The organism is Nitrospira sp., from assembly GCA_016715825.1.
Classification (GTDB): domain Bacteria; phylum Nitrospirota; class Nitrospiria; order Nitrospirales; family Nitrospiraceae; genus Nitrospira_D.
Genome location: JADJXO010000003.1, coordinates 1 through 25,491, shown reverse-complemented (window position 1 = coordinate 25,491; position 25,491 = coordinate 1). Strand labels below are relative to the sequence as shown.

General features: G+C 52.6%; 25 protein-coding genes and 1 pseudogene. 9 read left to right on the top strand and 17 right to left on the bottom strand.

The annotated features are described in order from the left end of the window. The first annotated feature begins 31 nt into the window (after positions 1-31). The 3 genes from tsaE to mutS are packed head-to-tail and all read left to right on the top strand — an operon-like array spanning position 32 to position 3,571. Complete coding sequence (gene tsaE, locus IPM58_09740) at positions 32-583, top strand: tRNA (adenosine(37)-N6)-threonylcarbamoyltransferase complex ATPase subunit type 1 TsaE (GenBank protein MBK9307345.1); 552 nt, start codon at positions 32-34, stop codon at positions 581-583. Next, positions 580-924 carry a LapA family protein gene (locus IPM58_09735; protein ID MBK9307344.1) on the top strand — a complete coding sequence of 115 codons (345 nt, stop codon included), beginning with the start codon at positions 580-582 and terminating at the stop codon, positions 922-924. The genes tsaE and IPM58_09735 overlap by 4 nt, the downstream gene beginning before the upstream one ends. Continuing rightward, on the top strand, positions 917-3,571 hold the full coding sequence (mutS, locus tag IPM58_09730) for a DNA mismatch repair protein MutS (protein ID MBK9307343.1): 2,655 nt from the start codon (positions 917-919) through the stop codon (positions 3,569-3,571). The genes IPM58_09735 and mutS overlap by 8 nt, the downstream gene beginning before the upstream one ends. Positions 3,572-3,659: 88 nt before the next feature. Here mutS and IPM58_09725 read toward each other — a convergent pair whose 3' ends face one another. From IPM58_09725 to IPM58_09655, 15 genes are all read right to left on the bottom strand, one after another. Continuing rightward, positions 3,660-4,322: a hypothetical protein gene (locus IPM58_09725; protein ID MBK9307342.1), complete on the bottom strand. Its 663-nt coding sequence runs from the start codon at positions 4,320-4,322 to the stop codon at positions 3,660-3,662. A gap of 40 nt (positions 4,323-4,362) precedes the next feature. Then, on the bottom strand, positions 4,363-4,881 hold the full coding sequence (locus tag IPM58_09720) for a hypothetical protein (protein MBK9307341.1): 519 nt from the start codon (positions 4,879-4,881) through the stop codon (positions 4,363-4,365). Positions 4,882-5,167: 286 nt separating this feature from the next. Continuing rightward, the gene (locus IPM58_09715; GenBank protein ID MBK9307340.1) at positions 5,168-6,433 is read right to left on the bottom strand and encodes an insulinase family protein; all 1,266 of its coding nucleotides are present in this window, start codon (positions 6,431-6,433) and stop codon (positions 5,168-5,170) included. Positions 6,434-6,436: 3 nt separating this feature from the next. Next, complete coding sequence (gene pnp, locus IPM58_09710; protein MBK9307339.1) at positions 6,437-8,554, bottom strand: polyribonucleotide nucleotidyltransferase; 2,118 nt, start codon at positions 8,552-8,554, stop codon at positions 6,437-6,439. A 192-nt stretch (positions 8,555-8,746) separates the two neighbouring features. Continuing rightward, positions 8,747-9,016, bottom strand: coding sequence for a 30S ribosomal protein S15 (rpsO, locus tag IPM58_09705; GenBank protein ID MBK9307338.1), 270 nt, complete (start codon positions 9,014-9,016; stop codon positions 8,747-8,749). A gap of 16 nt (positions 9,017-9,032) precedes the next feature. Continuing rightward, complete coding sequence (gene truB, locus IPM58_09700; protein ID MBK9307337.1) at positions 9,033-9,989, bottom strand: tRNA pseudouridine(55) synthase TruB; 957 nt, start codon at positions 9,987-9,989, stop codon at positions 9,033-9,035. Beyond that, positions 9,989-10,399 carry a 30S ribosome-binding factor RbfA gene (gene rbfA / locus IPM58_09695; protein MBK9307336.1) on the bottom strand — a complete coding sequence of 137 codons (411 nt, stop codon included), beginning with the start codon at positions 10,397-10,399 and terminating at the stop codon, positions 9,989-9,991. The genes truB and rbfA overlap by 1 nt, the downstream gene beginning before the upstream one ends. A gap of 43 nt (positions 10,400-10,442) precedes the next feature. Beyond that, positions 10,443-10,724: a DUF503 domain-containing protein gene (locus tag IPM58_09690; GenBank protein MBK9307335.1), complete on the bottom strand. Its 282-nt coding sequence runs from the start codon at positions 10,722-10,724 to the stop codon at positions 10,443-10,445. Between the two features lie 102 nt (positions 10,725-10,826). Then, entirely contained in the window at positions 10,827-13,391 is a 2,565-nt protein-coding gene (gene infB, locus IPM58_09685) for a translation initiation factor IF-2 (GenBank protein MBK9307334.1), read from the bottom strand. Between the two features lie 22 nt (positions 13,392-13,413). Beyond that, positions 13,414-14,565, bottom strand: coding sequence for a transcription termination/antitermination protein NusA (gene nusA / locus IPM58_09680; GenBank protein MBK9307333.1), 1,152 nt, complete (start codon positions 14,563-14,565; stop codon positions 13,414-13,416). Between the two features lie 50 nt (positions 14,566-14,615). After that, positions 14,616-15,098: a ribosome maturation factor RimP gene (locus IPM58_09675; GenBank protein ID MBK9307332.1), complete on the bottom strand. Its 483-nt coding sequence runs from the start codon at positions 15,096-15,098 to the stop codon at positions 14,616-14,618. A 104-nt stretch (positions 15,099-15,202) separates the two neighbouring features. Further along, complete coding sequence (gene dat, locus IPM58_09670; GenBank protein MBK9307331.1) at positions 15,203-16,042, bottom strand: D-amino-acid transaminase; 840 nt, start codon at positions 16,040-16,042, stop codon at positions 15,203-15,205. Positions 16,043-16,046: 4 nt separating this feature from the next. Then, positions 16,047-16,385 carry a protease inhibitor I42 family protein gene (locus IPM58_09665; protein MBK9307330.1) on the bottom strand — a complete coding sequence of 113 codons (339 nt, stop codon included), beginning with the start codon at positions 16,383-16,385 and terminating at the stop codon, positions 16,047-16,049. A gap of 46 nt (positions 16,386-16,431) precedes the next feature. Then, positions 16,432-16,752 carry a Rieske 2Fe-2S domain-containing protein gene (locus IPM58_09660; GenBank protein MBK9307329.1) on the bottom strand — a complete coding sequence of 107 codons (321 nt, stop codon included), beginning with the start codon at positions 16,750-16,752 and terminating at the stop codon, positions 16,432-16,434. A gap of 36 nt (positions 16,753-16,788) precedes the next feature. Continuing rightward, entirely contained in the window at positions 16,789-17,232 is a 444-nt protein-coding gene (locus IPM58_09655; GenBank protein ID MBK9307328.1) for a DUF192 domain-containing protein, read from the bottom strand. A gap of 278 nt (positions 17,233-17,510) precedes the next feature. Between IPM58_09655 and IPM58_09650 the strand changes: the two genes are divergently transcribed. After that, entirely contained in the window at positions 17,511-17,858 is a 348-nt protein-coding gene (locus IPM58_09650) for a 4Fe-4S dicluster domain-containing protein (protein MBK9307327.1), read from the top strand. Between the two features lie 138 nt (positions 17,859-17,996). On the opposite strand, the gene IPM58_09645 is transcribed toward IPM58_09650, so the two are convergent. Continuing rightward, positions 17,997-18,473, bottom strand: coding sequence for a hypothetical protein (locus IPM58_09645; GenBank protein MBK9307326.1), 477 nt, complete (start codon positions 18,471-18,473; stop codon positions 17,997-17,999). Between the two features lie 286 nt (positions 18,474-18,759). Between IPM58_09645 and IPM58_09640 the strand changes: the two genes are divergently transcribed. From IPM58_09640 to IPM58_09630, 3 genes are all read left to right on the top strand, one after another. Then, on the top strand, positions 18,760-19,374 hold the full coding sequence (locus IPM58_09640; protein ID MBK9307325.1) for a CBS domain-containing protein: 615 nt from the start codon (positions 18,760-18,762) through the stop codon (positions 19,372-19,374). 182 nt (positions 19,375-19,556) lie between these two features. Beyond that, positions 19,557-21,902, top strand: a complete 2,346-nt coding sequence (locus IPM58_09635; GenBank protein MBK9307324.1) for a glycosyltransferase — start codon at positions 19,557-19,559, stop codon at positions 21,900-21,902. 252 nt (positions 21,903-22,154) lie between these two features. Continuing rightward, the gene (locus IPM58_09630; protein ID MBK9307323.1) at positions 22,155-22,856 is read left to right on the top strand and encodes a hypothetical protein; all 702 of its coding nucleotides are present in this window, start codon (positions 22,155-22,157) and stop codon (positions 22,854-22,856) included. A 1-nt stretch (position 22,857) separates the two neighbouring features. Here the strand turns inward: IPM58_09630 and IPM58_09625 are convergent, their stop codons facing one another. After that, positions 22,858-23,328, bottom strand: coding sequence for an MEKHLA domain-containing protein (locus IPM58_09625; protein MBK9307322.1), 471 nt, complete (start codon positions 23,326-23,328; stop codon positions 22,858-22,860). A gap of 114 nt (positions 23,329-23,442) precedes the next feature. Here IPM58_09625 and leuC point away from each other — a divergent pair. Together leuC and leuD are read left to right on the top strand one after the other, a co-directional pair. Further along, a pseudogene (leuC, locus tag IPM58_09620) lies at positions 23,443-24,842 on the top strand (3-isopropylmalate dehydratase large subunit). Between the two features lie 54 nt (positions 24,843-24,896). Continuing rightward, a partial coding sequence (gene leuD / locus IPM58_09615) for a 3-isopropylmalate dehydratase small subunit (protein MBK9307321.1) occupies positions 24,897-25,491 on the top strand: 595 nt, incomplete at its 3' end.

Sequence of the window (25,491 nt, the reverse complement as noted above, 5' to 3'; positions counted from 1 at the left end):
GTGCACGACAAGCCCGTCCTGGACCGGTTTTATGTCTAAATTTCGTGACCTCCTGGATGTGCCGCTTTTATCTCCTCGTGAGACAGATTTGTTTGGCCGGACGATTGGGACGGTGCTGCAAGAGGGCGACGTGCTCGCTTTGATCGGAGAATTGGGCGCAGGAAAAACTGCCCTGGTCCGCGGGATCCTCGCCGGACTTGGAGGATCAGCGTCGGCTGTCTCCAGTCCCACATTCATGCTCATGCACGAATACCACGGAAGACTTCCGCTCCTTCACCTTGATCTCTATCGATTGCACCACGCTGCAGAAGCTGAGGCAATCGGACTATCGGCTTGCTTTTCAGGTGAGACTGCGACCGCGGTTGAATGGGCCGATCGATTTCCTGAGTTACTCCCATCAGATCGCCTTGACGTGCAGTTGATTCATCGAACCAGAACGACCAGAATAGCGCGGCTAAGAGCCCGAGGGGCCGAGGCTCGATCGCTTTTGATGCGGATCTATAGGGCTCGCCATTTAAGTGGTCGACGGTCACGATCCCCTCGATCGGAAAGCCGAGCCAGGGGAAAGGTGTCTGACCGATGATCCGCGTTGTCCTAATTGGTATCCTCTTACTGCTTTCACTGGCGTTTTTCCTTCAAAACCAAGAAGAGGAAGTCACCCTGAGGTATTTCTTCGGCTTGCTTGAAGCCTCGACTCCTATTTACCAACCCATCATGGCTGGGTTCCTCGTCGGTCTTCTCGTCGCAGCGATCTTATTGTTTCCCCCTTGGGTACGAGCGCGAATCGACCTTAAACGAAAAACGAAGTCGTTACAGCAGGCCGAGGTTGATCTGGAACGTCTTCGGCAATCATTGGAGAAGATGTCCGGGCGACCCTCTGCCTCGTCCCAGCTGGAAGATCCTGGGAATTATCACAATGCGTGACCTTACACTGAGTCCGTTGATGCGACAGTATCGCGACATCAAGCAGGGATATCCTGACGCGATTCTGTTTTTTCGAGTGGGAGATTTTTATGAGATGTTCTATGAAGACGCTCAGGTGGCTTCCGGAATTCTCTCTATTGCCCTGACGTCACGCGATAAGAACAGCGCCGATCCAGTTCCCCTTTGTGGCGTTCCGTTTCATGCCGCGACCGGCTACATTGCGAAGTTATTGAAAGCCGGACGGATCGTGGCCTTGTGCGAACAGGTCGAAGACCCCAAGGCTGCCAAGGGCTTGGTACGCCGTGAAGTGGTCAGACTCTACACCCCGGGCACCCTGGTCGATACTGAGTTTTTGTCTCCTCACGAGCTCAACTACCTGGCCGCACTGACGATTCGTCAGGATTCTACCCGAGGATTGGTCATCGGATTGGCTTCCCTTGAAGTGTCCACGGGAGAATTTTGGGTCATGGAGACAGACGGTCCTCACGCGGTTACCCAGACCCTGGCGGAACTTGCCCGTTCGGAGCCTCGCGAATTGCTGCTCCCTGAGAATTGCGATCGCCAAAACTTCCGGTGGATTGATGAGGTGGGAGGAGCCCGTCTGTGTCTGCGTCCCCCTGACTCGTTCGACCGCACACATGCCGAGCGTGTACTTCAGGCACAGTTCGGGAGGGAGTCACTTGAACATTTTGGATGTCAAGATCTATCAGCAGGTATCGGTGCGGCTGGAGCAGTGTTGGAATACCTGGGTGAGACCCAGCCGGCCGTCCCCCTCACGCATATCCGTCGGATCACGCGACGTCACACCAGCGAGTGCATGCAACTCGACAGTACGACCATTCGCAATCTTGAATTGCTGAAACCAATGGTCGGAGGTGAGGGTGCCTCCGGCTCCAACCCGACGACACTCGTTGGTATTCTCGATCGCACCGGCACCGCCATGGGAAGCCGCCTTCTCCGCCAGTGGCTGGTCAGGCCGTTGATTCGCTGCGAGCAGATTCGGCCGAGATTGGACGCCGTTGAGGAATTGAAGGACCGGATGATGGTTCGAACGGCCCTCCGTTCTGCCCTACGCGAGGTTCAAGATATCGCACGACTGGGTAGCCGGCTTGTTCTGGGGTTGTCGGGCCCGCGTGAACTGCTTGCCTTGAAACGCTCGCTCGGTGCGCTGCCGGAAATCTTCACTCAATTACACGTGCTTCGGAGCCAACTGTTTGGTGATGCGCTCGGCTCGTGGGACAGCGCGCAGGATCTCCATGAGCTGATCGAACAGTCCATCCTGCCTGATGCCCCATTCTTGGTTCGAGAGGGAAATATTTTCAAGGAGGGATACGACCCGCACATCGACGAGTGGCGCAAGGTCAGTAAGGAAGGCAAAGGGTGGATTGCCTCTCTTGAGGTTCGCGAACGTGAACGGACCGGTATTGATTCGCTGAAAGTTCGCTACAACAATGTCTACGGCTATTACATCGAGGTGACTAAGGCCAATCTCAGCCGTGTGCCGGCCGACTACATCCGTAAACAGACCCTCGTCAATGCCGAACGGTTTATGACGGCCGAGTTGAAGGAGCTGGAGGAACGTGTCATCGGCGCTGATGCGAAGCTGCTGGCCTGCGAACAGGATGCGTTTGTTCGGCTTCTTGCACGGCTTGCCGAGGGATCGGCTCGATTGGACCAGATAGCCACGACTCTCTCCCTGATCGATGTCGTGGCCGGGCTGGCTGAAGTGGCCGCCCTCCATCGGTACGTGAAACCGACGGTCACCGAAGATGGATCGCTTACGATTCAGGAGGGTCGCCATCCTGTCGTGGAGCGCCTCTGTGTGGATACTACTTTCGTCCCGAATGACACGTGTCTGGATTTGGGCACGAACCGTCTCGTGATCCTCACCGGGCCGAACATGGCAGGAAAGAGCACGTATCTTCGGCAGGTGGCGCTGATTGTGCTGATGGCGCAAATAGGGAGCTTTGTTCCGGCGGCCGAGGCCCGAATTGGGGTCACAGACCGAATTTTCACAAGGGTAGGGGCCTCTGATAATTTAGCCGGAGGCCAGAGCACCTTCATGGTTGAAATGGTCGAAACCGCGCAGATTCTACGAACAGCCACACCGCGAAGTTTAATCTTGTTGGATGAAATCGGTCGAGGCACCAGCACTTACGATGGGCTCAGTCTGGCCTGGGCGATTGCGGAATATATCCATGACCGCACTCGTTTAGGGGCACGTACCCTGTTTGCCACGCACTATCATGAAATGACCGATTTGGAACGGCAACGGGAGGGGATCAGGAATTATCGCGTGGCAGTTCAGGAACGCGGCGGAGATGTCGTCTTTCTAAGAAAGATTGTGGCCGGGAAGGCAGATCGCAGTTATGGGATTCATGTGGCAAAGCTCGCCGGGTTACCGACCGCTGTGATTAGTAGAGCACAAGCTGTCCTGTGCCAACTGGAGCAACCCGATGCAGCCCGTTCCGAGTTCACACGAGAACATTCTACCAGGACGACCCAAGCTCTCCCTCAACCCCATCCAATCATCGATGAGGTGAAGCAGATCGATCTATTTTCAATAACACCGCTGGATGCGATGAATCGCCTGGCCGACCTTCAGCGCATGGTTAAACAGGATTCCGGCCAGGCATCCAGCACCTAGACCGTGGACTGATTAATGCGATAAAGAAAAAGGCGGCTTCCCTACACGGAGAAGGCCGCCTTTTTGACTACTTACCTCGTTCTATGGTCTAGTGTGCTTGATTATAGGATGCAGTCCAGGGAATCAATCCACCGACTGTTTTTCCACCAGGAATCATCACATCATATTGCATGCCTACGTTGCTCCCATCCGGCGATACCGGTGATTCATTAAGGCTTGTCTTGGCCTTTGAACAGGCCGAGTCAAAATCGTTTTTCCCAGCACATTCCTTCAAACGAAGGCCGGAAATACTTAGAGGCTTGCCCATGTTACCAGCAACCTCGTGAAGCTTTTTCACTGACGAAATAACACGATGGTTTTGATCACTTTCTACGGCAACGAATTCGATCAAATCTGTGGTGCTACCAGGAGGCACTTCCTTGGCAGCTGCCGGTCCCGCGTGGGATCGCCCCATCTTCTTGATCTCTTGCCAGGCAGACTTCTCGGCATAGAATTTCAACGTTTTCCCCGGATGAACCTTTTGCCAAAACAAGCCGCTTTCGGCGCTACCGCCGTAGACAGCAACATTGATCCAGACAGCCTCTTCATAGGGATCCAGCACGATCACCCGACCTTGGATGGTGGTCGGCTTGCTCATATCTCCCCACTCAAACCGTTCCTGAAATGATTCAATCGCGGAAGCCGTCGAACCCATACCAAGTACCAGCGCAACGGCTGCAAGAATAGCTGCACTTTGCTTCTGCAAGATCATGATCACATCCTCCTTAAAACGTCTTCCGCCGTTGGAATGCCTAGTCTTCCTTCAGCACTTTGAAAGCGGTAATGGTTCGACCACTCAGCGTGACTTCCATAGCGACCAGTTCCTGAGAAGCCTTGATGATCTGGTCCATTAGCGCCTTGTCCTTAACGGCCAGGCGAACGGTGGTCGCTGCGTGATACCAGCCAGAGTACGTCGAATTCTTTTCGGCTCCACCCGAAAATCCCCAGGCGCAGCAACTGAACAAAGGATCCGGCGGTTTTACGTCAAGCATGGTCGAGGATCGGCCACCGGTGTCACCAGAGCCTGGTTCTCCGGTATTCCAGTACTGGATCCCAAACAGAAGTTCCCCATCGGGATTGTCAGCCCATTGCGACCAGACCCGTCCTTGCAGCGTCTTCAACCCAGCCTCAGCCTTCAGTGGTTTCCCACCAACGACCGAATCAGCAAGGCCCAATTTTTCAATGGCCCCCGCGGCAAATGACGATTCGGCTGCTAGCAAGCCGAACCCACAAAATACCGCTACGGCAGCTAGAACGACAGCCCTCTTCATACCTCTTCCCTCCTTCATCAAATTGAACACGATAGGTTGACCAGCCAATAATTATTCAGTGTTTGTGATGTATCCAAAGGATATGCAAAATCACTCATTGCCCACCTCGGATTCTGTAATTTTCTGAGAACAATCCACAAAACCGGGCAATAGTATCGGAACGGTACTGAAACTGCGAGGTCAAGTCAAGGAAATGTTTGCTTGAACAAACCAGAAGAGGGTACCCTATAAAACCGTTTATAAAACAATGCGCTAGATGACATTAGCAGGGGAAAGTACCGAGTGATCACGGATACCTGGCACTGAGGGCTTGGCTCTGGCGGGAGGAAAGCGGCCCAAGGGCGGTCAGCGCCATTTTATGAGAAATGAGAAAGTCCCGCGCGACACGAGCGATCTGATGATCCGTCACGGCATCAATTTTTCGGATCATGTCTTCGAGGGTCGTATGGGCGCCCGCCGTGAGTTCGTCTTTGGCCAGCTTATTCATGCGACTATGGGAACTCTCCAGGCTGAGCATGAGGCTGCCTTTCATTTGATCCTTCGTGCGCCTCAATTCAGTGGGGTCGATGCCCTGCTTGGCCAGCTTTCGAATTTCGCGACAAACTAAATCGAGTACGCGCTCAACTTCTCGCGCCTGAGTCCCTGCATAAATCGTGATGGTTCCGCCATCAGAATAGCCCGACAAGAAGGAATAGATCGAATAGGACAACCCTCGTTTCTCCCGTATCTCTTGAAAAAGTCTTGAGCTGACACTGCCACCCAGCACACTATTCAGAGCATAGACCGCGTATCGATCCTTGTGACCAGCGGCAACTCCGGGCAATCCGACGCACAGATGGACTTGTTCCAAAGGCTTTAGTTTCATGGTCACGCCGCTACACAGTTCGGGAGGCCGGCGTTCGGCGGGCAGTGCCCGAGCGGTATGGCCATACTTCTCGAACACGTGGGTGATGGTATCTTCAAGTTGCGGCTGATCAAAGTTCCCAGCCACGGCAATGACAATCTTTTCGGGTCGATAGTGCGCATCGATGTAGTGCAACAGATCTTGTCGGGTGATGTGGGCGATCGTTGATTCCCTTCCTAGAATCGGGCGACTCAAGGGATGTCGCCCCATGATCAATTTTGTGTGGAGGTCCTGGACCAAGTCCTCCGGATCATCTTGGACCATACGGATTTCCTCACGAATCACCTGCTTTTCTTTCTCGATCTCCTTTTTAGCGAGCCGTGATCGGAGGAAGAGGTCCGATAGAAGATCCAAGGCTTTGGGCAGGTGTTGATCCAAGATCTTGACGTAGAACGTCGTCGTCTCGCGCGTGGTGAAGGCATTGATTTCGCCTCCAAGACCATCGATTTCTTTCGAAATGTCCGTTGCCGAGCGAGTGGCCGTCCCTTTGAAGAACATGTGTTCGATAAAGTGGGAGTACCCGGCTTGCGCTGGGCTTTCGTCCCGGGATCCCACATCGACCCAAATACCGATAGTGACAGACTTGAGAGTCGGGATTCGCTCAGTAACGAGGCGAATCCCGTTATCGAGAATGAGCTTGCGATACAAGAGTTACTCGCTGGAAGGATCTTTGTCGCCGCTTCCTGTCGGCATAGGAAGCGTCTCTCTTCGACTCAGACGAATCTTGCCCTGTTTATCGATTTCCAGGACCTTGACCAGAATTTGGTCCCCTTCTGAGACTTCGTCGGACACCGCCTTTACACGGTGATGCGCCAGTTGAGAAATGTGGACCAACCCATCTGTTCCTGGCAAGACCTCTACAAAAGCACCGAAGTCCATGATCTTTCTGACGGTTCCCATATAGACCTTCCCTACTTCGACTTCTTCCGTCAAGCGACCGATGATGTCCTTGGCCTTTTGTAATGACGCTTCGTCGGAAGAAGCAATAGTGACGATTCCGGTATCTTCAACACTAATTTTGACTCCGCAATCGGACTGAATACCTCGAATCGTTTTCCCACCCTGGCCGATGATGTCTCGAATTTTATCCTGTTTGACTTTCATCGTATGGATGCGTGGGGCAAATGGAGAAAGAACGGTCCTGGCTCCGGCAAGCGCGTTCGCCATATGACCGAGGATGTGCAATCGTCCCAGGCGAGCTTGCTCCAAAGCCCGCTGCATCAGTGCGGTGGTAATTCCCCCAATTTTAATATCCATTTGGAGCGCCGTGACCCCGTTCTTCGTTCCACACACCTTGAAGTCCATATCGCCCAAATGGTCTTCCAGGCCAAGAATGTCTGAGAGAATGATGACGTCGTCGCCTTCCTTGATCAACCCCATCGCAATGCCTGCTACCGGTTCCTTGATGGGAACACCGGCATCCATCATGGCCAGTGTACCCCCACAGACCGTCGCCATCGACGACGACCCATTTGATTCTAGAATCTCAGACACAATCCGCAGCGTGTAAGGGAACACATCCTTGTTTGGGATAACGGGCTTCAACGCCCGTTCAGCCAATGCGCCATGCCCGACTTCCCGTCGACCTGGAGAGCGTAAAGGTCGTGCTTCACCGACGCTGAAGGGCGGAAAGTTGTAGTGGAGCATAAATGTACGGGTGTATTCACCTTCCAGCGCGTCGATGCGTTGCTCATCGTCGGTTGTTCCCAACGTAACAACCGCCAAGCTCTGTGTTTCGCCGCGGGTAAAAATTGCTGACCCGTGGGCCCTTGGCAACGCACCCACTTCGCAGGTAATCGGACGGATATCGGCAGGACCACGCCCATCGGCTCGGGACTGATTTTCTAAGATCATCTTTCGAACTTCCGTGTACTCGAGCTGATGGAAGACTATCTTCACGTGCCGTTCACGTGACAAGTCATCCGTCTTTTTCAGCTTTTCAAGGGTGTCGGCTAGAATCTGATCCAGTCGTTCTTGCCGAGCAGTCTTGTTGGAGATCATGATTGCTTCCCGGATCGGCTGAGCAACCAGGGCCTTGACCTCGGCCTGTAAGTGGGCATCGATCGATTCAGCCGTCACCTCTCGCTTCACCTTGCCGACTTTGCTCGCCAGCTCTTCGATCTTCTTGACGATTATTTTGATTTCGGAATGAGCTAGCTCCAGGGCTTCGAGCATAGTCTGTTCCGGTAGTTCATTGGCTCCGGCTTCGACCATCATGACCGCATCGGCGGTACCGGCGACGACCAGGTGAAGGTCGCTCTGCTCCAGTGACTCAAGGTCTGGATTAACGACAAGTTGTCCCTTGATACGGCCGATCTTCACTCCAGCGACTGGCCCATGAAACGGAATATTGGAAACCGCCAGGGCAGCGGATGCCGCAGTGATTCCGATCACATCAGAAGACCCGGTCTTATCCGCGGAGAGCACCGAGGCAATGACCTGTGTTTCAAAATAGTAGCCTTCCGGAAAGAGTGGTCGGATGGGGCGGTCGATCAATCGGCTGGTCAGGACTTCTTTTTCCGCCGGCCGACCTTCGCGTTTAAAATAGCCGCCTGGAATTTTCCCCGCCGCGTACGCCTTTTCCTGATAGTCGACTGTGAGTGGAAGAAAATCAATTCCTGGTTTGGCCGTCTGTGCAGCAACAGCTGTCGCCAGAACAACGGTGTCTCCGTATGTCGCCCAAATTGATCCGTCAGCTTGCTTGGCGACACGACCAGTTTCAAGGCGAAGTGTTCGGCCAGCAATGTCCACCTCTACGACATGTACCATCTATGGTCTCCTCTGGTTAGATCCACAGATGCCCACTGAGATACGCTCGAACGGGCGAATCTTCCGATCAGCCGAAGAAGCTGGTCTGACGGCATCGAACATCGCAGGGCCAAAGCGCATATCGGTGTTCACCTGTGGAATTTATGTGGGCTCGACAATAGCCGGAGCCCACCCGACTCTTGTGGTAACCGTTTACTTCCGAATGCCGAGACGTTCGATCACCGTTCGGTATCGTGCTTCTTCTACACCGCGAAGATAGTCAAGTAACCGCCGTCTGCGTCCGACCAGTTGCAAGAGACCCCGACGGGAATGGTGATCTTTTTTATGCGTCTTGAAATGTTCGGTTAGATACGTGATCCGGTTGGTCAACACGGCAATCTGAACTTCGGGGGAACCCGAGTCCTTATCATGCTGTTGAAATTGTTTAATAAGTTCGGTCTTCGCTTCCTTAAGTAAGGCCATAATGGTTCCTTCCATCCTAATGGGTCAAGAGACTGAATACTTTCCGAATTCTAATTGGTCCCAAATTACCAGTATCATGTGTGCCAATTGCCAACAGTTGACCGGCTTCATTCTTTAACCGTACAAACATAGGACTCGGTGAAACCGGAAGCTGGTGGATTCCAGCCGGAGAGACCGGATTCCCATGTATGACCCTTTCGGCCTGCTCTGCGTTAACAACCACGGCCGGGAGCTGGGATAAGAGATGGTCTAATGAAAGCACGTGATGTTCAAGCGTGCCCATGGTGAGATGATCGGCAATTTGATCGATCGTCAAGGCCTGATCCATCGAAAGAGGACCAACTCGAACACGTTCCAAGGCACAGAGATGTCCACCGACCCCCAAAGACTGCCCAATGTCCGCACATAATGTGCGCACATATGTTCCTTTTGAACACACAATATGCAGCGTCACATCACGACCCTTCACGGCGACCACCTCAAGTTTGTGGATGGTTATAGACCGTTCGACTCTGTCGAGAACTTTTCCCGCTCTGGCTGCTTTATACAGCGGTTGGCCACTGACTTTTACAGCAGAATACATCGGAGGTAATTGCTTTTGCTCCCCTCGGAAATCAGCCACAGTCGTTCGAATTGCATCTTCGTTCACTTGGAATGGGTTGTGCGTTGTAAGCACCCTGCCGGCAGCATCTTGCGTATCGGTCGTTTCTCCAAGCCGCAACACCGCTCGGTATTCCTTATCCCAATCCATGAGGTACTCCGAAATTCTCGTAGCCCGACCGAGCAGAATAGGAAGCACACCAGTCGCAGTGGGGTCTAGAGTGCCAGCGTGACCAACCTTACTTTCTCCAAGTACCTTCCTGAGTTTGGCCACGACATCATGGGACGTCCATCCGGCTTCCTTGTAAGCGATAAGGACGCCGTCTAGGCTGGCTCGACGATCTATCGTGATGCCAGAGGTCTTCGTACTCATTAGGAGTTGGTGGCCTGCGCCCTTTCACTCTGAGACTCAGCTATCGTATGTCCTTCTGATTCCCCCTGCAGCCCTTCGAGCAACTGCAGAATGCGATCGCCACGAGGCCCACTGATATCCTTTTTAAAAATGAGATCGGGAAGATAGCGAAGTGACAGTCGGCGTCCTAACTCTGCTCGCACAAAGCCAGAAGCCTTTGAGAGCCCGGAAAAAACATTTCGTTCTGCCTCGCCGGTTTCCATTGTCGTAATATACACATAGGCTGTACGCAAGTCTCCGGTCATATCGACATCGGTGACCGTGACATCGTGCACACGAGGATCTTTGACTTTTCGCATGAGGATGTCAGCTACTTCCATCCTGATCTGATCAGCCACCCGATCCGCCCTTTTGTAGGTTGTTTTTGACATCTTGTCCGCGTGTCGTTGACAATCACACGCATTACAACGAGAATTACAGCAATTCTAGCTGAGTCCGAACAATCTCGACTGCCGTCATGTCCCTGATCGTGTTCAACGCTTGGTCAAGCACTTGATTCACATGACCACCGTCATTCGCGACACAAGCCATTCCCAAGACAGCTCTCTGCCAGAGATCCTGGCTGTCCACTTCAGCGATGGAGAGGTTAAATTTGCCTCGAAGTCGATCTTTCAATGAGTGCAACACCTGCCGCTTATCTTTTAGCGACTGGTTCCCCGCCATGAATAATTCAACGGTACAGAGTCCGACGACCATATCGATTGCTCATTCGGATTAGACAACCGATGAGTCTCTGTAAATGTCATCTCCCTGGGTGGCTTCTACCGTGTATTGACAATGCTCGCGAGGAAATCGTAGCTAGAGCTTCGCTGCGATCTTATCGATTGCATAGGTCTCGATGATGTCTCCGGTCTTGACATCATTGAAATTTTCAACGCTCAATCCACACTCGTACCCCTGCTGAACTTCCCGCACATCGTCCTTGAATCGCCGAAGCGACCCCAACTTACCCTGATAGACGACGACATTATCGCGAATAACCCGAGCCCCAGCACTCGATCGGGCAATTGTACCATCGACGACGTACGCCCCGGCCACCGCACCAACCTTGGGAATCGTAAAGACTTGCCGCACTTCGGCTCGGCCTAAGACTCGTTCTTTGAGTGTAGGCTCCAGCAATCCTTCCATTGCAGCCTTGATGTCGGCAATGGCGTCGTAGATGATGGTATAGAGTCTAACATCTACGCCTTGCTGCTCGGCTAAGGAAGCAGCCTTAGGTTCTGGCCTAATGTTGAAACCGATAATGATCGCTCGTGATGCAGCAGCCAGGAGCACATCGGACTCCATGATACCCCCGACTCCGTTATGAATCACACGGAGCTTGACCGCGTCAGTCGAGAGCTTCTCAACGGCGCCTGCCAACGCTTCAGATGAGCCTTGAACATCAGCTTTAATTACGATGGCTAATTCTTTGACCGACCCTTCCTGGATCTTCGCAAAAAGATCATCCAGCGACACCTTTGCCGGGCCACCTAACTCAACCGCCCGTCGTTTTTGCGCTCGCTCTTCAGCGATCTCGCGTGCCACTCTTTCGTTCGAAACAACGTGGAAGACATCTCCCGCCGAAGGAACTCCGGGTAATCCGATCACTTCCACAGGAATCGATGGACCGGCTTGTTTTGTCTTTTCCCCCCGATCATTGATGAGGGCTCGAACGCGTCCGCTATATGGGCCCACAACATAGGCATCGGCTACCTTGAGTGTCCCGCTTTGTATCAAGACCGTTGCGACCGGCCCCCGACCTCGCTCAATTTTAGCTTCGATCACGATGCCTCGGGCTGGTCGGTGTGGATCCGCCTTAAATTCAAGCACCTCGGCCTGGAGCAAGATCATCTCCAGCAGGGTATCAAGCCCCGTCTTCTGTTTCGCGGAGACCTCCACCATAATGGTGTCCCCTCCCCAGGCCTCCGAAATTAAACCGTGTTCCGAGAGAGCATTTTTGACTCGTTCTGTGTTCGCGCCAGGTTTGTCGACTTTGTTGATCGCAACAATCAAAGACACACCGGCAGCTTTGGCATGATGGATCGCTTCGACTGTCTGCGGCATAACCCCGTCATCCGCGGCCACAACCAGAATGACGATATCAGTGACTTTTGCTCCGCGAGCACGCATCGCGGTGAAGGCCTCGTGGCCAGGGGTGTCCAGAAACGTGACTTGCTTCCCATGCACTGAAACTGTGTACGCCCCGATATGCTGAGTAATACCTCCAGCCTCACCTTCGGCGACATTAGTTTGACGAATCGCATCAAGCAATGAGGTCTTCCCATGATCGACGTGTCCCATGATGGTGACGACCGGAGGTCGAGGTTCAGGCCGTTCATCCTCTCCCGTCTCAACAAGATCCTGCAGTAACTCCTCACTTCCTCGTTCAACGGCTATTTCAATCTTGACCCCACTTTCTTCTGCAAAAATCGAGGCCGCATCAAGATCCATCGGTTGTTGAAAGGTCAACATTTGGCCCATGTCCATCAATTTGCGCACAATGTCTGCCGGCCGTTGACCGATGAGCTCAGCAAACTCCTTGACTGTTGTCCGTGGGGTGACCTTGACGCTTTTTCGACGCGGCTTCGTGATTTCAGCGGGGGCACTGTGGTGCAGGTGCTTGGATCGGTCTTCCCGTCGCTGCACCGGGATTGCACGAAGATCCTGCCACCGGGCGGCATCTTCACGGAGTTTCACATCCGGTTGCTCGTCTTTGGGACGACCCGGTTTTCGAACTTTTTTAGCCTTATCTTTCTGCCTCTCAGCCTCAATGGCCTCAAAAGCCATGCTTTTCTTTTTGGCAGCCACTGACTCCACTGTTCCTGCTGCAAGGCTTGGTGGAGCCGTCGCTGGCCTTGGCGGTACTGCCTCCTGCTGCGGAACAAGAGGAGATGGTGGAGCCGGCACGATCTTAGCTGGAGCTTCATCCATGGGGGACGCTTGCTCAGTCTCCACGTCTACGCTGACCTGATCCACAGACGTCGAAGAGGTGGCTACGGAAGCGTCCGCCTCGATTTGCGTTGAACGCTCATCTCCAACCACAGGCGTTGGAAGCGGAACTTCGGGCGGTTCATCCTCCTCCTTCTTTCGCTTAATCAGAATACGCCGCTTGTCTGACTTAGGAGGGTCCCCAGGCGACTGCGCTTTGGCTGGGGCATCTTTACCGCGCATCCCCTCACGAACTGACTTTGCAGTGACACCTCCTTCAGTCACCCGTAATGGCTCATTGGATTTTGAACCGATCGATTCCAATACTTTTTGCACCGTCTCATCGTCCAGAGTGCTGCTATGAGACGAAACCGACACACCCATTTTCTTCAGCTCGGGGATGAGCACGCGATTTTCCATTCCTAACTTTTTAGCGAGTTCATATACACGCATAGCCATCAAATGGTTCCGTCTGTTATTCGCTCGTCGCTTCTTCGGCTCTTGCTGCTTGACGCGCTTCCTCTTGGAGTCGTTGCGCTTCCGCCTCTTCTGCTAGAGCTGCTTTTATTTCCTTATCGCGCTCGACCTTCTCCTTCTCGTATTCAGTTGCACTGATGATATCGATTTTCCATCCGGTCAATCGGGCGGCAAGTCGGACATTTTGCCCGTTCTTACCGATCGCTAGGGACAATTGCGAGTCAGCCGCAACGACGAGGGCCGACTTTTTCTCTTCGTCGATCCCGACCTTTTCGATCGTCGCTGGATTCAATGCTTCGGCAATGAACACACGAGGATCCTGCGTCCAAGTGATGATGTCGATCTTCTCACCCCGTAATTCACGAACAACCGCCTGAACACGGGACCCTTTGATCCCAACGCAGGCTCCAACTGGGTCGACAGCCTTTTCGCGCGACGTGACTGCAATTTTCGTCCGATCACCCGGTTCTCGAACAACCGACTTAATTTCAATGATCTTCTCCATCACCTCTGGTACTTCGAGCTCAAAAAGCTTCGCCACGAATTGCGGGTGACTTCGAGACAAGATGACCTGAACATCTTTCGGCGTACGACGGACTTCCAGCAACATGGCCTTCACACGATCCCCACGCCGATAGGTTTCGCGAGGAATCTGCTCCTGGATCGGCAGAATAGCTTCGGTCTTGCCAAGATCGACGAGATAATTCCGACGCTCCATACCAAGAATGATCCCCGTGACAAGATCTCCCTGCCGCGTCGAGTACTCCTTTTGAACTGCTTCCCATTCGGCTTCCCGGACTTTCTGAAAGATGACTTGCTTCGCCGTTTGCGCGGCGATTCGTCCCAATTCGTTCATCTCGATCAGTGATCCAATTTCATCGCCGACTTCCGCTTCGCTGTCGTAATAACGCGCTTCCTGAAGTGAAATTTCGGCTTTGGGGTTGGTCACTGTTTCTACAATCGTCTTTTTAGAGACGACAGAAATTTCTCCGGTCTTGGGGTCGATTTCCACTTGAATGTTTTCGGCCTGACCAAAGCGCTTCTTCGCGGCTGTCTGCAGGGCGGATTCAATGGCTCCGATTACTCGGGTTTTGTCGATCCCTTTTTGACGCCCGATTTCATCAATGACTGAAATCAGTTCTCGGTTCATACCTCAGGCTCCTGCATCCAGTTACCATTCATACGCCGGACTTCACGTGCTTATAGTTTCACAACCAGCTTTGCCTCGGCGATCACTTCTCGATCCAACCTTATCGACTGCGTCATCTTTGACATGAGGAGATCCAGCACGACCGCTTGCTCATCCACATTCAGTAATCGCCCCTTAATTTTCCACTGACCTTCGAGTGGTTGGCGAAGCTTGAGACTCACTTCTTTGCCAATTGCCCGTTGATAGTCTTGAAGTCTCTTAAACGGTCGATCCAGACCCGGTGAAGAGACCTCTAGCGTATAGGCGTGGGGAAAGGGATCAGCTACATCCAGAGCTGGTCCCAGGGCCTTATGTGCTTGCTCACAATCTGCGATGGTGACTCCACCGGGTTTACTGATCAGAACACGAACGACTGAGCGAGAACCTTGACCGACACAGATCACGTCTACCAACTCAAGCCCTAGTGTCCACAAAATCGGGGAAACAATTTTTTGCAACCGGTCGGCAACCGGTTCCGAACCATCATCCGGCATGCGCAACCTATATATTCTTTGACATGTGTCCAAACAAAAAAGTGGGCATGAGCCCACTTACAGAGGGGGCACCATATCACGCACCCAGAAGCAAAGCAAGGGCACTAACCGGTCAAGAGTGCCCACTGGGCAGCCAACGCTTTCGTCACGGGACCGGGCTGGCCAGGGCCAATTGTCTTCCCATCAATCTGAACCACCCCGAGCACTTCGAGCGTAGTTCCCGTCAGAAAGACCTCATCTGCAGCGTACAGCTCATTGACTCGGACGAACCGTTCCTCAATCGGGATCTTCTCCTTTCTCGCCAAATCCAATACCACTGTTCTTGTGACCCCAGATAGAATTCTGGAACTTTCGGGAGCCGTCATAACCACTCCCTCCCGCACAACCATCACATTACTAAGCGCTCCTTCCATGACCAGACCCTCTCGAACGAAAATGGTCTCGAACACCCCGGCTTTTCTGGCCTCTTCCCGTGCAAGAACGTTGGCAAGCAAATTGACGCTCTTGATGTCGCATCGTCCCCATCGAAGGTCTTCGCGAGTACATGCCCTGACGCCGACCCGGCGCATCTCAGCTGGCAGGCCTTGCAACTCCCTAATTGTCATCACGGTCGTGGGGCAGTTCTGCGAAGGGAAGGCGTGTTCCCGAGGAGCCACCCCCCGGGTAATCTGGATATAAACCTTGGCCTCTTGGTATTCAGCAAGGCTGAGTCCATCTTGAATCCACTGCATCCATTGAGCCCTTGGGTAGAGAAAGGGAATAAAGAGCTCTCGCGCACTCCGTTCCAGTCGCACGAGGTGCGCCTCCAGCTGGAAGGGTATACCGCGATAGGTCCTGACCACTTCGTAGACTGCGTCACCAAACTGAAATCCCCGGTCATCAATCGAAACCGTCGCATCCTGCCATGGAACAAAACGACCATTAATGAACGCAATATCAGGCATGAGTTCAACTCTCAGTGACCGGCCTGGCCTCTATTGTGAAGACTCGCCGTTCTTCGGCAGTAAATTTCCATCCCATGCGTTTTTCAAAAACGAGATGATACACACCGGGCTGGACGGCCTTCAGCTCAAAGCTGCGTTGCCCATTCTCCACCGCATTATTACTCGCGATACGGAGGAATTCGTCGCTCAAAAGTGCGAGGGCTTTTGTGTCGTACGTCGGTACCCATTGTTCGCCTCTGGTCCGATCTTCCCACATGCGAATGACGAACGGCTGTTCAACGACAACCTTACGACAATCGGCCGAATCGAGGGTAGGGTTGTGGTCTGTGCTAGAAATGCTCACGTCTCTTTCTTCTCATGAGAACCTTCATCGAGGGCTGCTCCGATGCTTACATCTTTTTGCGTGGACCGATCAAGATGTCAGCTCCTTCAACCTGTACTTCATAGCTTCCAACACAGTAGCCACCACCATCTGTACCTTGGCCGTTTCGAATATCAAACGCCAGATCGTGCCATGGACAGGCAATGACGAATCCTTTGAGTCTTCCTTCAATAAGCGGTCCACCCTCATGAGGACAGCTGTTATGAATGGCGTAAAATGTTCCGCCAATGTTAAACAGCGCGATCGGCCTGTCATTGACCTTCACGATTTTCGACTGACCTGGTAGTAACTCATCGATCTGCGCAACTTTCTGAAAGCTATTGGTCATACCGATATCCTTTATTGCGGTTCCAGCGGCTACATCCTACATACGGAGCGTATATTTAAGTTCATCATCGGCGGCAACCCTTGCCTTCTGAATAAATCCCGATTCGGCCTGTATGACATAGCGAGCTGGTTCAGGTGGTGGCCCAAGGAACGGGCACGGCTCTTTACGACACGGCTCCGCATGCTCCAGCATATGGACAACATGATGACTCTCGTCTATCCAAAGAATATCAATAGGAAATCGATATTCTTTGGTCTGGATCCGGTGCAAGCCGTTTTGTTCGAAAATGTAAAGCATGCCTCCATTGGGAGGCAATGTATCGCGAAAGGCCAGCCCAAAAAGCAATTTCTCTGGAGTATCCGCCACTTCAGCCTCAAGCTGAAGTCCACTGGGGAAAGTCACGACAATGATGCTTGATTCTTTGCGTTCGCCCAGGAAAACGGACACACTCATCAAAAGAAGTGCGAGCAAGACCATCATAATGATCCGCTTGTTTCGTTGTTCCCGGCTTCCCAGCTGTGTCTGATTAGAGCTCATCGGTAATGTTCAACGACTACTGCCCCTGCTGAGCCCAATGGCCTACTCTCGATACCAACCTAGGTCTTCTGGAAGCAGGGCATTCTGTTGACTTGGAAAAGAATCGGAGAATAAAATGCCTCCCCGCGCGCTTCATGTATGATGATGAGCGCACTATGGTTGGAGTGACGTGAACTTGTCAATATTGTTTCGTCTTTGAGAGTGAGAAGGAGGCTTTGGCCATGGCTTTATTGATCACGGATGAATGCATCTCTTGCGGCGCATGCCTGCCGGAATGTCCGAATGAAGCGATCTTTGAGACCAGAAGCGACGCCGAAGGCAAGGGTAATCACGTGGGTGACGGGCAAGGTGTCGGAGACAACATCTATGTCATCGCACACGATCGGTGCACTGAATGCGTCGGTCATTTTGACGAGCCTCAATGTGCAGCGGTGTGTCCCGTCGATAATTGCTGTATCTCAGACCCTGCCTACCCTGAGACGACAGAAGTACTTCTTGACAAAGCAAGGACGTTGAATCCTGATAAAGAGATAGATGCGGCCAAGGTGTGGAGCGGAGTAAGAAACTAACCTAGCTATTTACTCTTTCGTCTTCAAAGCGACCCCAGGGTTTAGACTACACTAGGGTTGTTCTACGTTCCCATAGAAAAGGCCTCGGTTAAACCAACCGAGGCCTTTTCTCTACTTATTCGAGAGCGCCGTCGCAGATTACTTCAGCATGAGCAACTTACCGCCGACATGCCCGGCATGCAAATGGCAACGATATTCCAAGACGCTTCCAGCCGAATAAAACAAATCACTTGTTGGAATACCGATAAATCGAGTTTCTCCAGGTTTCAGCACCAGCTTAGTTTCCAAGACAAAAGGCCCCGCTTGATTGGCCGCACCACTCAGGTGAAAGCCATGTTCAGCCGATGAATTATTCGTCACCTTCAGGAGAACAGGTGCGCCTGGGCGCGTCTTGAAATCAATGACCGTCATGGGCGGATACCATACCTTCATGTTTCCAATTTCAACGGCATAGAAGGTAAGATCCACAGGCAGTTCTTTGAACGGTTGGCCCACCACAGATCCAGTTTCCAAATCTCCAACTTCAACACCGCCTGCTTGCAGCGCATACGAACCCGAAACTCCTGCCAAGACCATTCCCAGGCTCAGGAAAACTGTCAGCATTGACTTGCCCATGACTACCCCCTTAACAAGAAATGAAGAGATATAGATAAGAGGCTTGTGAATATGTATCGCCAAACTCCGGAGGACGTGCAGGCTTGCTCGTTAATGTATATTTTTCTCTCTCGCTTCTTCACCACCTAATGCACAAGATCTCGAGTTTTATAACACAAGGGTTAAAATGGAAGCAACCAAGTTGGAGGGCCTTAGGCCCAGAGGTTGTTCTTCCTTCGGTCCAAGTCTTTGCTGCGGCTTAAGTATTTCCCAAGAGTTCCGATACGGACGTTGGAGAGAGTGCCCCATGCCTATCAATTTGGCAGTCAATGCGATAACCGAGATCTACCCCGCAAAGCAGGTGAGCTCTCGGTCTAGCCGCGCAGAAAATGCCGGAGATCGTGAACCTCACGACCAACACTCTCCGTCATTGGATCATTCCGCTCTGACTGCGCAGACTGCTTACCGTCAGGCTGACATTCAACAACGACACCCAAAACCAGCCCTTTTAGCCAAAGATCTCATGAGATCTCCGGTCGTCTCTCTTCCATCGGACAGTCTGTTGCTCGATGCCTGGGCTATCATGTCTCAGAAACGTTTTCACCATATTCCCGTAACCTCCCTCCATGGCACCCTAGTTGGTATGGTATCGCATCGTGACCTGCTCCTGCACGTCCCTGAACTATTCACTGGAGGTGACAAGCGACAGGCAGCACAAAGGCGATTAGCTGAAATCATGACTCCCAGAGTAATTACGGCAACTCCTTCGACGGAAATCCGAGAGATTGCACACATCATGCTCGACGAACAGATCCATGCGGTTCCGATCCTGGACCAACATCGCCTTCTCACCGGCATCGTATCAACGCACGACCTACTCCAAGCCATTACTCAGCATGGCCCTCTTGAACTCTGGACTTAGCCCCCCCTTTCGAAGAAGCGTTCACTTCTGTACCCGGAGAAATCCCTCATACGATCAAGCGGTTTGCCCCCCTCATAAGGCTCCTCCACATTCGTAGGACTAGGCTGACCGGCGATTCCGTAATAGGGTGACTTCACATAGAAGGTAGGCCGAGGAATAGCTTCTTGTTAGGTACCTTCACTATGACACTCTTCGACATATTCTTCGACACCCCAGTCGCAGTAGGAGTTTCCGCGCTGGTGTTATTGGTTATTGGGCTTCTTCTCAAGAAGGAGCAGGGACGTCGTTGGGTTCTGAGTTTGAGCCTCCTCTTGTATATCCGCTACATGGTCTGGCGCGCTCTCTACACCCTACCTACCGAAGACACCAGCAGTATGGTTATAGGATGGATCGTGTATCTCGCAGAGCTGTACGGACTCTGTCAGTTTTGCTTCTTTACATATCAATCCTGGTCCCCTACCAATCGCCAACCGGCGTCAATCACGACTTATCCGACCGTTGATATCATGGTCACGGTCGTTGATGAACCTCTATCGCTCTTACGGCAGACGTTGGTGGGCTGTTTAGCACAGGAATATCCTAAAGATCGTTTCACCGTGTACGTACTCGATGATGGCCACCGGCTTGAAGCAAAAAAACTCGCGACCGCGCTGGGCTGTGGCTACCTCAGACGCCCGGATCGTCCCCGCCATGCAAAAGCCGGAAACCTCAATCATGCACTTCGTTTAACCGATAGCGACCTCATAGCGGTCTTCGATGTTGACCATGTCCCGACCCATAGGTTTCTGAAAGAAACTGTTGGGTTTTTCGATGATCCAACGGTGGCCATAGTTCAGACTCCGCACCACTTCTACAATCCAGATATCTTCCAGCGCAATCTCCGTGTAGGAGAGCTCGTCAAGAACGAGCAGGCCTTATTCTTCCGCTCACTTCAGGCTGGACGAGATTCGCACAATAGTGCCTTTTTCGCTGGCAGTGGTGGCCTCTTTCGTCGGCAACCACTAGAGGAGATCGGTGGATTTCAAACCCAAACCATCACCGAAGACATTCATACCAGTATGAACCTACATGCGAAAGGCTACAGGTCCTGCTACCTCAATCGTGTCCTCTCTGCCGGCCTGATGCCAGAGACGTTTGAAGGGTATCTTAGGCAGCGAAAGCGATGGGCCATGGGTTGCATTCAGGTACTCCTCCGTGACAACCCCCTCACCAAACGAGGTCTCACGTTGCCACAGCGGCTGGACTATTTCGGATCGATCTTCTATTTCTTTTTTGGTCTCCCACGCCTTATTTGCCTTGTTGCTCCATTATCGAGCCTTTTGTTCCATACCTCGCCAATTCATGCCGATATACTCCTGCTTGGTGTGCATTTCCTTTCGTTTTACATCGCATCGGCACTCGTCATGCGCCCTGTCAGCCGAGGGTCACGCAATCCATTCTGGTCTGATATCTATGAGATCGCCATGTGCTTCGCACTCAGCGCTGTCGCATTGAGAGCCCTGATCGCGCCTCGTAAAGAGCGAGCCTTCGAAGTGACGCCAAAAGGGCAACGCATTAGAAAAGATACATCCGCTGAATTGATGTTCGCCTGGCCGCACTTGTTGACATTTGGATTGTTGGTCGTGGGTTTGGCATTGGGGATTCAGAACCTTCGCCACGACGTTGGGGACCCCGGTCTGCCGGTCAGCCTTTTTTGGGGATCCGTCAATCTGCTGCTGCTAACAATCGCCATGTTCGTCGCCAACGAACAAGCCCAAGGCCGACAGGCGTTCCGACTCAATCGTGACTTTGCCGGTGAATTGTTTATGGATGACACCTCGGTCGCCGCTCGCATCCTAAACATTAATGAACACGGTGCCGCCTTGCTGTTGGAGCAACCAGTCTTTACCGCCCAGGGTACCGTGTCTCTCCTGTTAACCTCTTCTCAAGGCACGATCGTACGGCTACCAAGCCGAATCGTTAGACAGGAACGGCTTCCATCCGGTGGCGTGGGAGCTGGGCTTCAGTTTATAGAGCTTGATGACACAATTAGGGAGGTGCTCCTTGACAAGATTTTTGGTGATCCAGCGCCCTGGGAAGACAGCTATCGATTCCAACCCGGTATCTCGAGCAGCCTGCGATCACTGCTTTATGCTCTAACCGCTCCATGGCGGTCATTCAACTGGGAACGGCGTCGGATGCTGCGAGTCTCTCATGAGAGCTCCTGTCGATTACGCACCTCGACGTCCTTTCTGCCTGGGAAGCTGGAAGATATATCCTTCACGGGCGTGAGCGTCCGCTTCCCTTCAACTCCAGATGGATCGTTTAACGGCGCTCTCCTAGAACTCCCCCGTACCACCCTGAAGGTAAGTCCTGTATCGATTGTGCACGCTCTCCGTAAGACTAATGTCCGTTTCAGGGTCGATAGTATCGAACGAGGCGAAGAGCACTGGAGAGCGTTGCACGAGGGGGTGGAGACGGTCATGATGAATGGCGTGTTGAAAACACCTCTAGTCTGCTGCCCATTTTTGGTCAATGTGATTCGATAATCGTCACCTGAATTTCCTTCCAATCATTCATCACTCACGGTCGATCGGTAGTGTCACTTCAGAGTTAGTCCGCAGGGGATGTCCCGTCTCATGTTCTTATTTTTCTCCTGATTGTCCAGGTATTGCACTATCCTAATCTAGCTCTCGTTCATCACATTCGAGGCAACACCCGTTGATCTCCAGCGTCATTCAGCTCGATTACTCACCTGTTGGTCGGTTTCATATTGACTCTTTACTCGAAGGGGAAAGCCGATGGCGCGATCTGTGTCATTCTTACTGGTAACACTTATCTTGGTTATCATACCCGTCCGCGCACAAGCAGGAGACGTGTTCACTGGATTTCAAATCGATAATAAGAGCCAATACTTCGGCTACTTAGGCGTACGAACGCCGGTCTTGCTCATGTCAGGAGGAACAACCCTATTCGCGCAGGCGATGACAGCCGGTCTTGGATATAGCTTCAAAAGCAGTGGACAACTGTTGGATGCGAACATACAATTTGTCGTTCCATCTCTTGGGATTTCACAGTCGCTCGGAAGGTGGACTCTTCTCGCACTTGCAGGTCCACAGCTGCGCCGGGTCGAGGAAGCCCGTTTCAATACAAGCTCGCGCGTGGACCATCAAGTCGGGTTCTTCGGCCAGATTGAAGGACTCTACTGGCATGAAAAAGGCAGCCTCCATGCTATCGGATCTTATGCCGATCTGGACGACTTCTTCTGGGGTCGGCTGCGCGGGAAATTGCTGACCTACAAGTCCAATCAAGGTTGCTGTCCCCTCTATACCGGGTGGGATATCGCTGGAATGGGCAACGGTGAATACCGCGCCATCCAGACAGGACCAATTCTCGAGATCCCGATTGGTAAGGTTTTCTTTCTCGTCAGGGGTGGGTATCAGAACAGCACCTCGTTTCACAGCGGAGGCTATGGCGGAGCCGAGGTCTACTTTCCTTTCTAGCTTATCGTAGTGTCGACCAATTCGAGAAAGTCGCCGCTTGACCGATCAGTTTCTGAGCTGAATCAATCACCGTCCAGATCAATGCCTGTTCGACACGAAAACGCCGCCCCGTTGAAGAGATTCTGACTCCCCGATATCCATCGAAATAGCCATCGGACTTTGCTTGCCGCAACATCCGTTCTCGTTCGTCACGGTCATCCGGTTCGGCCGTCAGCCGCGATGGCGTCTGAACGAATTGATCCCAGGAGAGCTCCCACAGATCTAGTGCCCTTTGGTTCCCATAGTTCAAGATTGGATCGTGCTCGTTTCCATGCGAGACCACGACAAACGGAGTTTCAAACAAGATACGCGCCTGATGTTCGGCCTTGCCTACCCGTTCGATTAGTTCTCGTCCCGTCCAATGATGGTAGCTATCCAGCAAACGTTGGCACCACTGTATGGTATCGGGTTGGTTCCAGTCTGTGATACCCATACTCGTTTTGCTATCACGTCTTGCCCCTCAGGACAAGGTTCACAGACGCCTTGTCAACCGCATGGTCTGTCTCTGTATAATGTGGCCTCTGTGCCAAAACTAGTAGGAGTCGTGATGGCCGCTAAAACATTGTTTGACAAGATTTGGGACTCCCACGTCGTTCGGGCTGAATCCGGACGGGACGACGTTGCTGTATATCGATCGCCAGTTGGTTCATGAGGTGACTTCCCCTCAAGCGTTTGAGGGATTGCGGCGCCGGACAACCCCGGCGGCCCATGGCCACGTTGGCTGTACCAGATCACAATGTCCCGACCACGGACCGTCGTCTGGGAATCATGGATCCCATCAGCGCTCTTCAGATTCAAACGCTTGAAGATAACTGCACCCATTTTCAGATTCCCCTGTTCAATATGAATGACATCCGCCAGGGCATCGTCCATGTCATCGGTCCCGAACAGGGGTTTACCCTCCCCGGCACCACAATCGTATGTGGTGATTCACACACATCCACCCATGGTGCGTTTGGCGCGTTGGCTTTCGGAATCGGGACCAGTGAAGTGGAACATGTCTTGGCCACTCAATGTTTAGTGCAAAAGAGGCCCAAGACAATGGAGATCCGCGTCGATGGGGTGCTTTCAGACCGTTGTTCAGCCAAGGACATTATTCTGGCGATCATCGGAAAGATCGGAACCGCAGGTGGGACCGGCTACGTGATTGAGTACACCGGCGAAGCGATTCGCTCACTGAGCATGGAAGGCCGTATGACCCTCTGCAACATGTCGATCGAGGGTGGAGCTCGTGCGGGCATGGTCGCGCCTGATGAGAAGACGATTGCTTATATCAAAGGACGTCCGCTCGCTCCAAAGGGAGATCAATTTGAGCAGGCTGTCCAGGCATGGCAAGACCTCAAGACTGGTCTTGATGCCAAGTATGATGCAAGCGTCACGCTACAAGCCGAACACATCGCCCCTCAGGTTAGTTGGGGAACGAGTCCTGGTATGGTGAGTGGTGTCGATGAACATGTGCCAGATCCACGGACAATGGTTGATGAGAAATCGAGAGACGCTACCGAACGGGCTTTATCCTATATGGGGCTATCCCCCAATATGCCGATCACCGATATCAAGATTGATAAAGTGTTCATTGGTTCCTGCACTAATTCTCGAATTGAAGATCTTCGCCTTGCGGCCAGCTTCGCGAAGGGCAAGAAAGTTGCGAAGACCGTGCACGCCATGGTGGTGCCAGGATCTGGGCTCATCAAGCAGCAGGCGGAGGCAGAAGGGCTCGATCACGTATTTCGTGAAGCTGGGTTTGAGTGGCGGGAGGCAGGATGCAGCATGTGTCTGGCGATGAATGCCGATGTGCTGAAGCCTGGCGAACGCTGTGCTTCAACGAGCAATCGCAATTTCGAAGGACGCCAGGGTGCTGGAGGGCGAACTCACCTCGTGTCTCCGGCCATGGCAGTCGCCGCGGCGATTGAGGGCCACTTTGTCGATATCAGACACTGGTCTTGATCCTTCAAGATCCTACACGGCACATTCGCTTATCGAAACAAGGGGATACACAACATGCAACCTTTTACGATACTGACCGGTCTTGTCGCTCCATTGGATCGTGTCGACGTCGACACTGATCAAGTCATTCCTAAGCAGTTTCTGAAGACCATCAAGCGCACAGGCCTGCGCGAGGGCCTCTTTTTCGATTGGCGGAAACTGCCGGATGGCTCTCCCGATCCATCGTTCTTTTTAAACCAGCCTCGATATCAGGAGGCAACCATCCTCTTGACTCGCGACAACTTCGGCTGTGGCTCATCCCGGGAACATGCACCGTGGGCCTTATTGGATCAGGGATTCCGCTGTCTCATTGCCCCAAGTTTTGCCGATATTTTCTACAGCAATTGCTTTCAGAACGGAGTCCTCCCCGTGGTATTGAAAGCAGAGGAAGTCCTCTCACTCCTGAATGAGGTGATCAACACAGTGGGATATCAGCTCACCGTGGACCTGGAGCGTCAGACCGTGACGACGCCTCAGAAAATTACTTATCGGTTCGAGATTGATCCGTTTCGTAAAGATTGTTTGTATCGAGGGCTGGATGCGATCGGTTTAACGCTTCAACACGAGGATGCGATCACAGCCTATGAGACTCGTCGAAAGACGGAAGCTC

Coding starts and splice junctions, on each gene's coding strand:
- tsaE (MBK9307345.1), top strand. CDS start 32: ATGTCTAAATTTCGTGACCTCCTGGATGTGCCGCTTTTATCTCCTCGT.
- IPM58_09735 (MBK9307344.1), top strand. CDS start 580: ATGATCCGCGTTGTCCTAATTGGTATCCTCTTACTGCTTTCACTGGCG.
- mutS (MBK9307343.1), top strand. CDS start 917: ATGCGTGACCTTACACTGAGTCCGTTGATGCGACAGTATCGCGACATC.
- IPM58_09725 (MBK9307342.1), bottom strand. CDS start 4,322: ATGATCTTGCAGAAGCAAAGTGCAGCTATTCTTGCAGCCGTTGCGCTG.
- IPM58_09720 (MBK9307341.1), bottom strand. CDS start 4,881: ATGAAGAGGGCTGTCGTTCTAGCTGCCGTAGCGGTATTTTGTGGGTTC.
- pnp (MBK9307339.1), bottom strand. CDS start 8,554: ATGGTACATGTCGTAGAGGTGGACATTGCTGGCCGAACACTTCGCCTT.
- rpsO (MBK9307338.1), bottom strand. CDS start 9,016: ATGGCCTTACTTAAGGAAGCGAAGACCGAACTTATTAAACAATTTCAA.
- truB (MBK9307337.1), bottom strand. CDS start 9,989: ATGAGTACGAAGACCTCTGGCATCACGATAGATCGTCGAGCCAGCCTA.
- rbfA (MBK9307336.1), bottom strand. CDS start 10,399: ATGTCAAAAACAACCTACAAAAGGGCGGATCGGGTGGCTGATCAGATC.
- IPM58_09690 (MBK9307335.1), bottom strand. CDS start 10,724: ATGGTCGTCGGACTCTGTACCGTTGAATTATTCATGGCGGGGAACCAG.
- infB (MBK9307334.1), bottom strand. CDS start 13,391: ATGCGTGTATATGAACTCGCTAAAAAGTTAGGAATGGAAAATCGCGTG.
- nusA (MBK9307333.1), bottom strand. CDS start 14,565: ATGAACCGAGAACTGATTTCAGTCATTGATGAAATCGGGCGTCAAAAA.
- IPM58_09675 (MBK9307332.1), bottom strand. CDS start 15,098: ATGCCGGATGATGGTTCGGAACCGGTTGCCGACCGGTTGCAAAAAATT.
- dat (MBK9307331.1), bottom strand. CDS start 16,042: ATGCCTGATATTGCGTTCATTAATGGTCGTTTTGTTCCATGGCAGGAT.
- IPM58_09660 (MBK9307329.1), bottom strand. CDS start 16,752: ATGACCAATAGCTTTCAGAAAGTTGCGCAGATCGATGAGTTACTACCA.
- IPM58_09655 (MBK9307328.1), bottom strand. CDS start 17,232: ATGATGGTCTTGCTCGCACTTCTTTTGATGAGTGTGTCCGTTTTCCTG.
- IPM58_09650 (MBK9307327.1), top strand. CDS start 17,511: ATGGCTTTATTGATCACGGATGAATGCATCTCTTGCGGCGCATGCCTG.
- IPM58_09645 (MBK9307326.1), bottom strand. CDS start 18,473: ATGGGCAAGTCAATGCTGACAGTTTTCCTGAGCCTGGGAATGGTCTTG.
- IPM58_09640 (MBK9307325.1), top strand. CDS start 18,760: ATGCCTATCAATTTGGCAGTCAATGCGATAACCGAGATCTACCCCGCA.
- IPM58_09635 (MBK9307324.1), top strand. CDS start 19,557: ATGACACTCTTCGACATATTCTTCGACACCCCAGTCGCAGTAGGAGTT.
- IPM58_09630 (MBK9307323.1), top strand. CDS start 22,155: ATGGCGCGATCTGTGTCATTCTTACTGGTAACACTTATCTTGGTTATC.
- IPM58_09625 (MBK9307322.1), bottom strand. CDS start 23,328: ATGGGTATCACAGACTGGAACCAACCCGATACCATACAGTGGTGCCAA.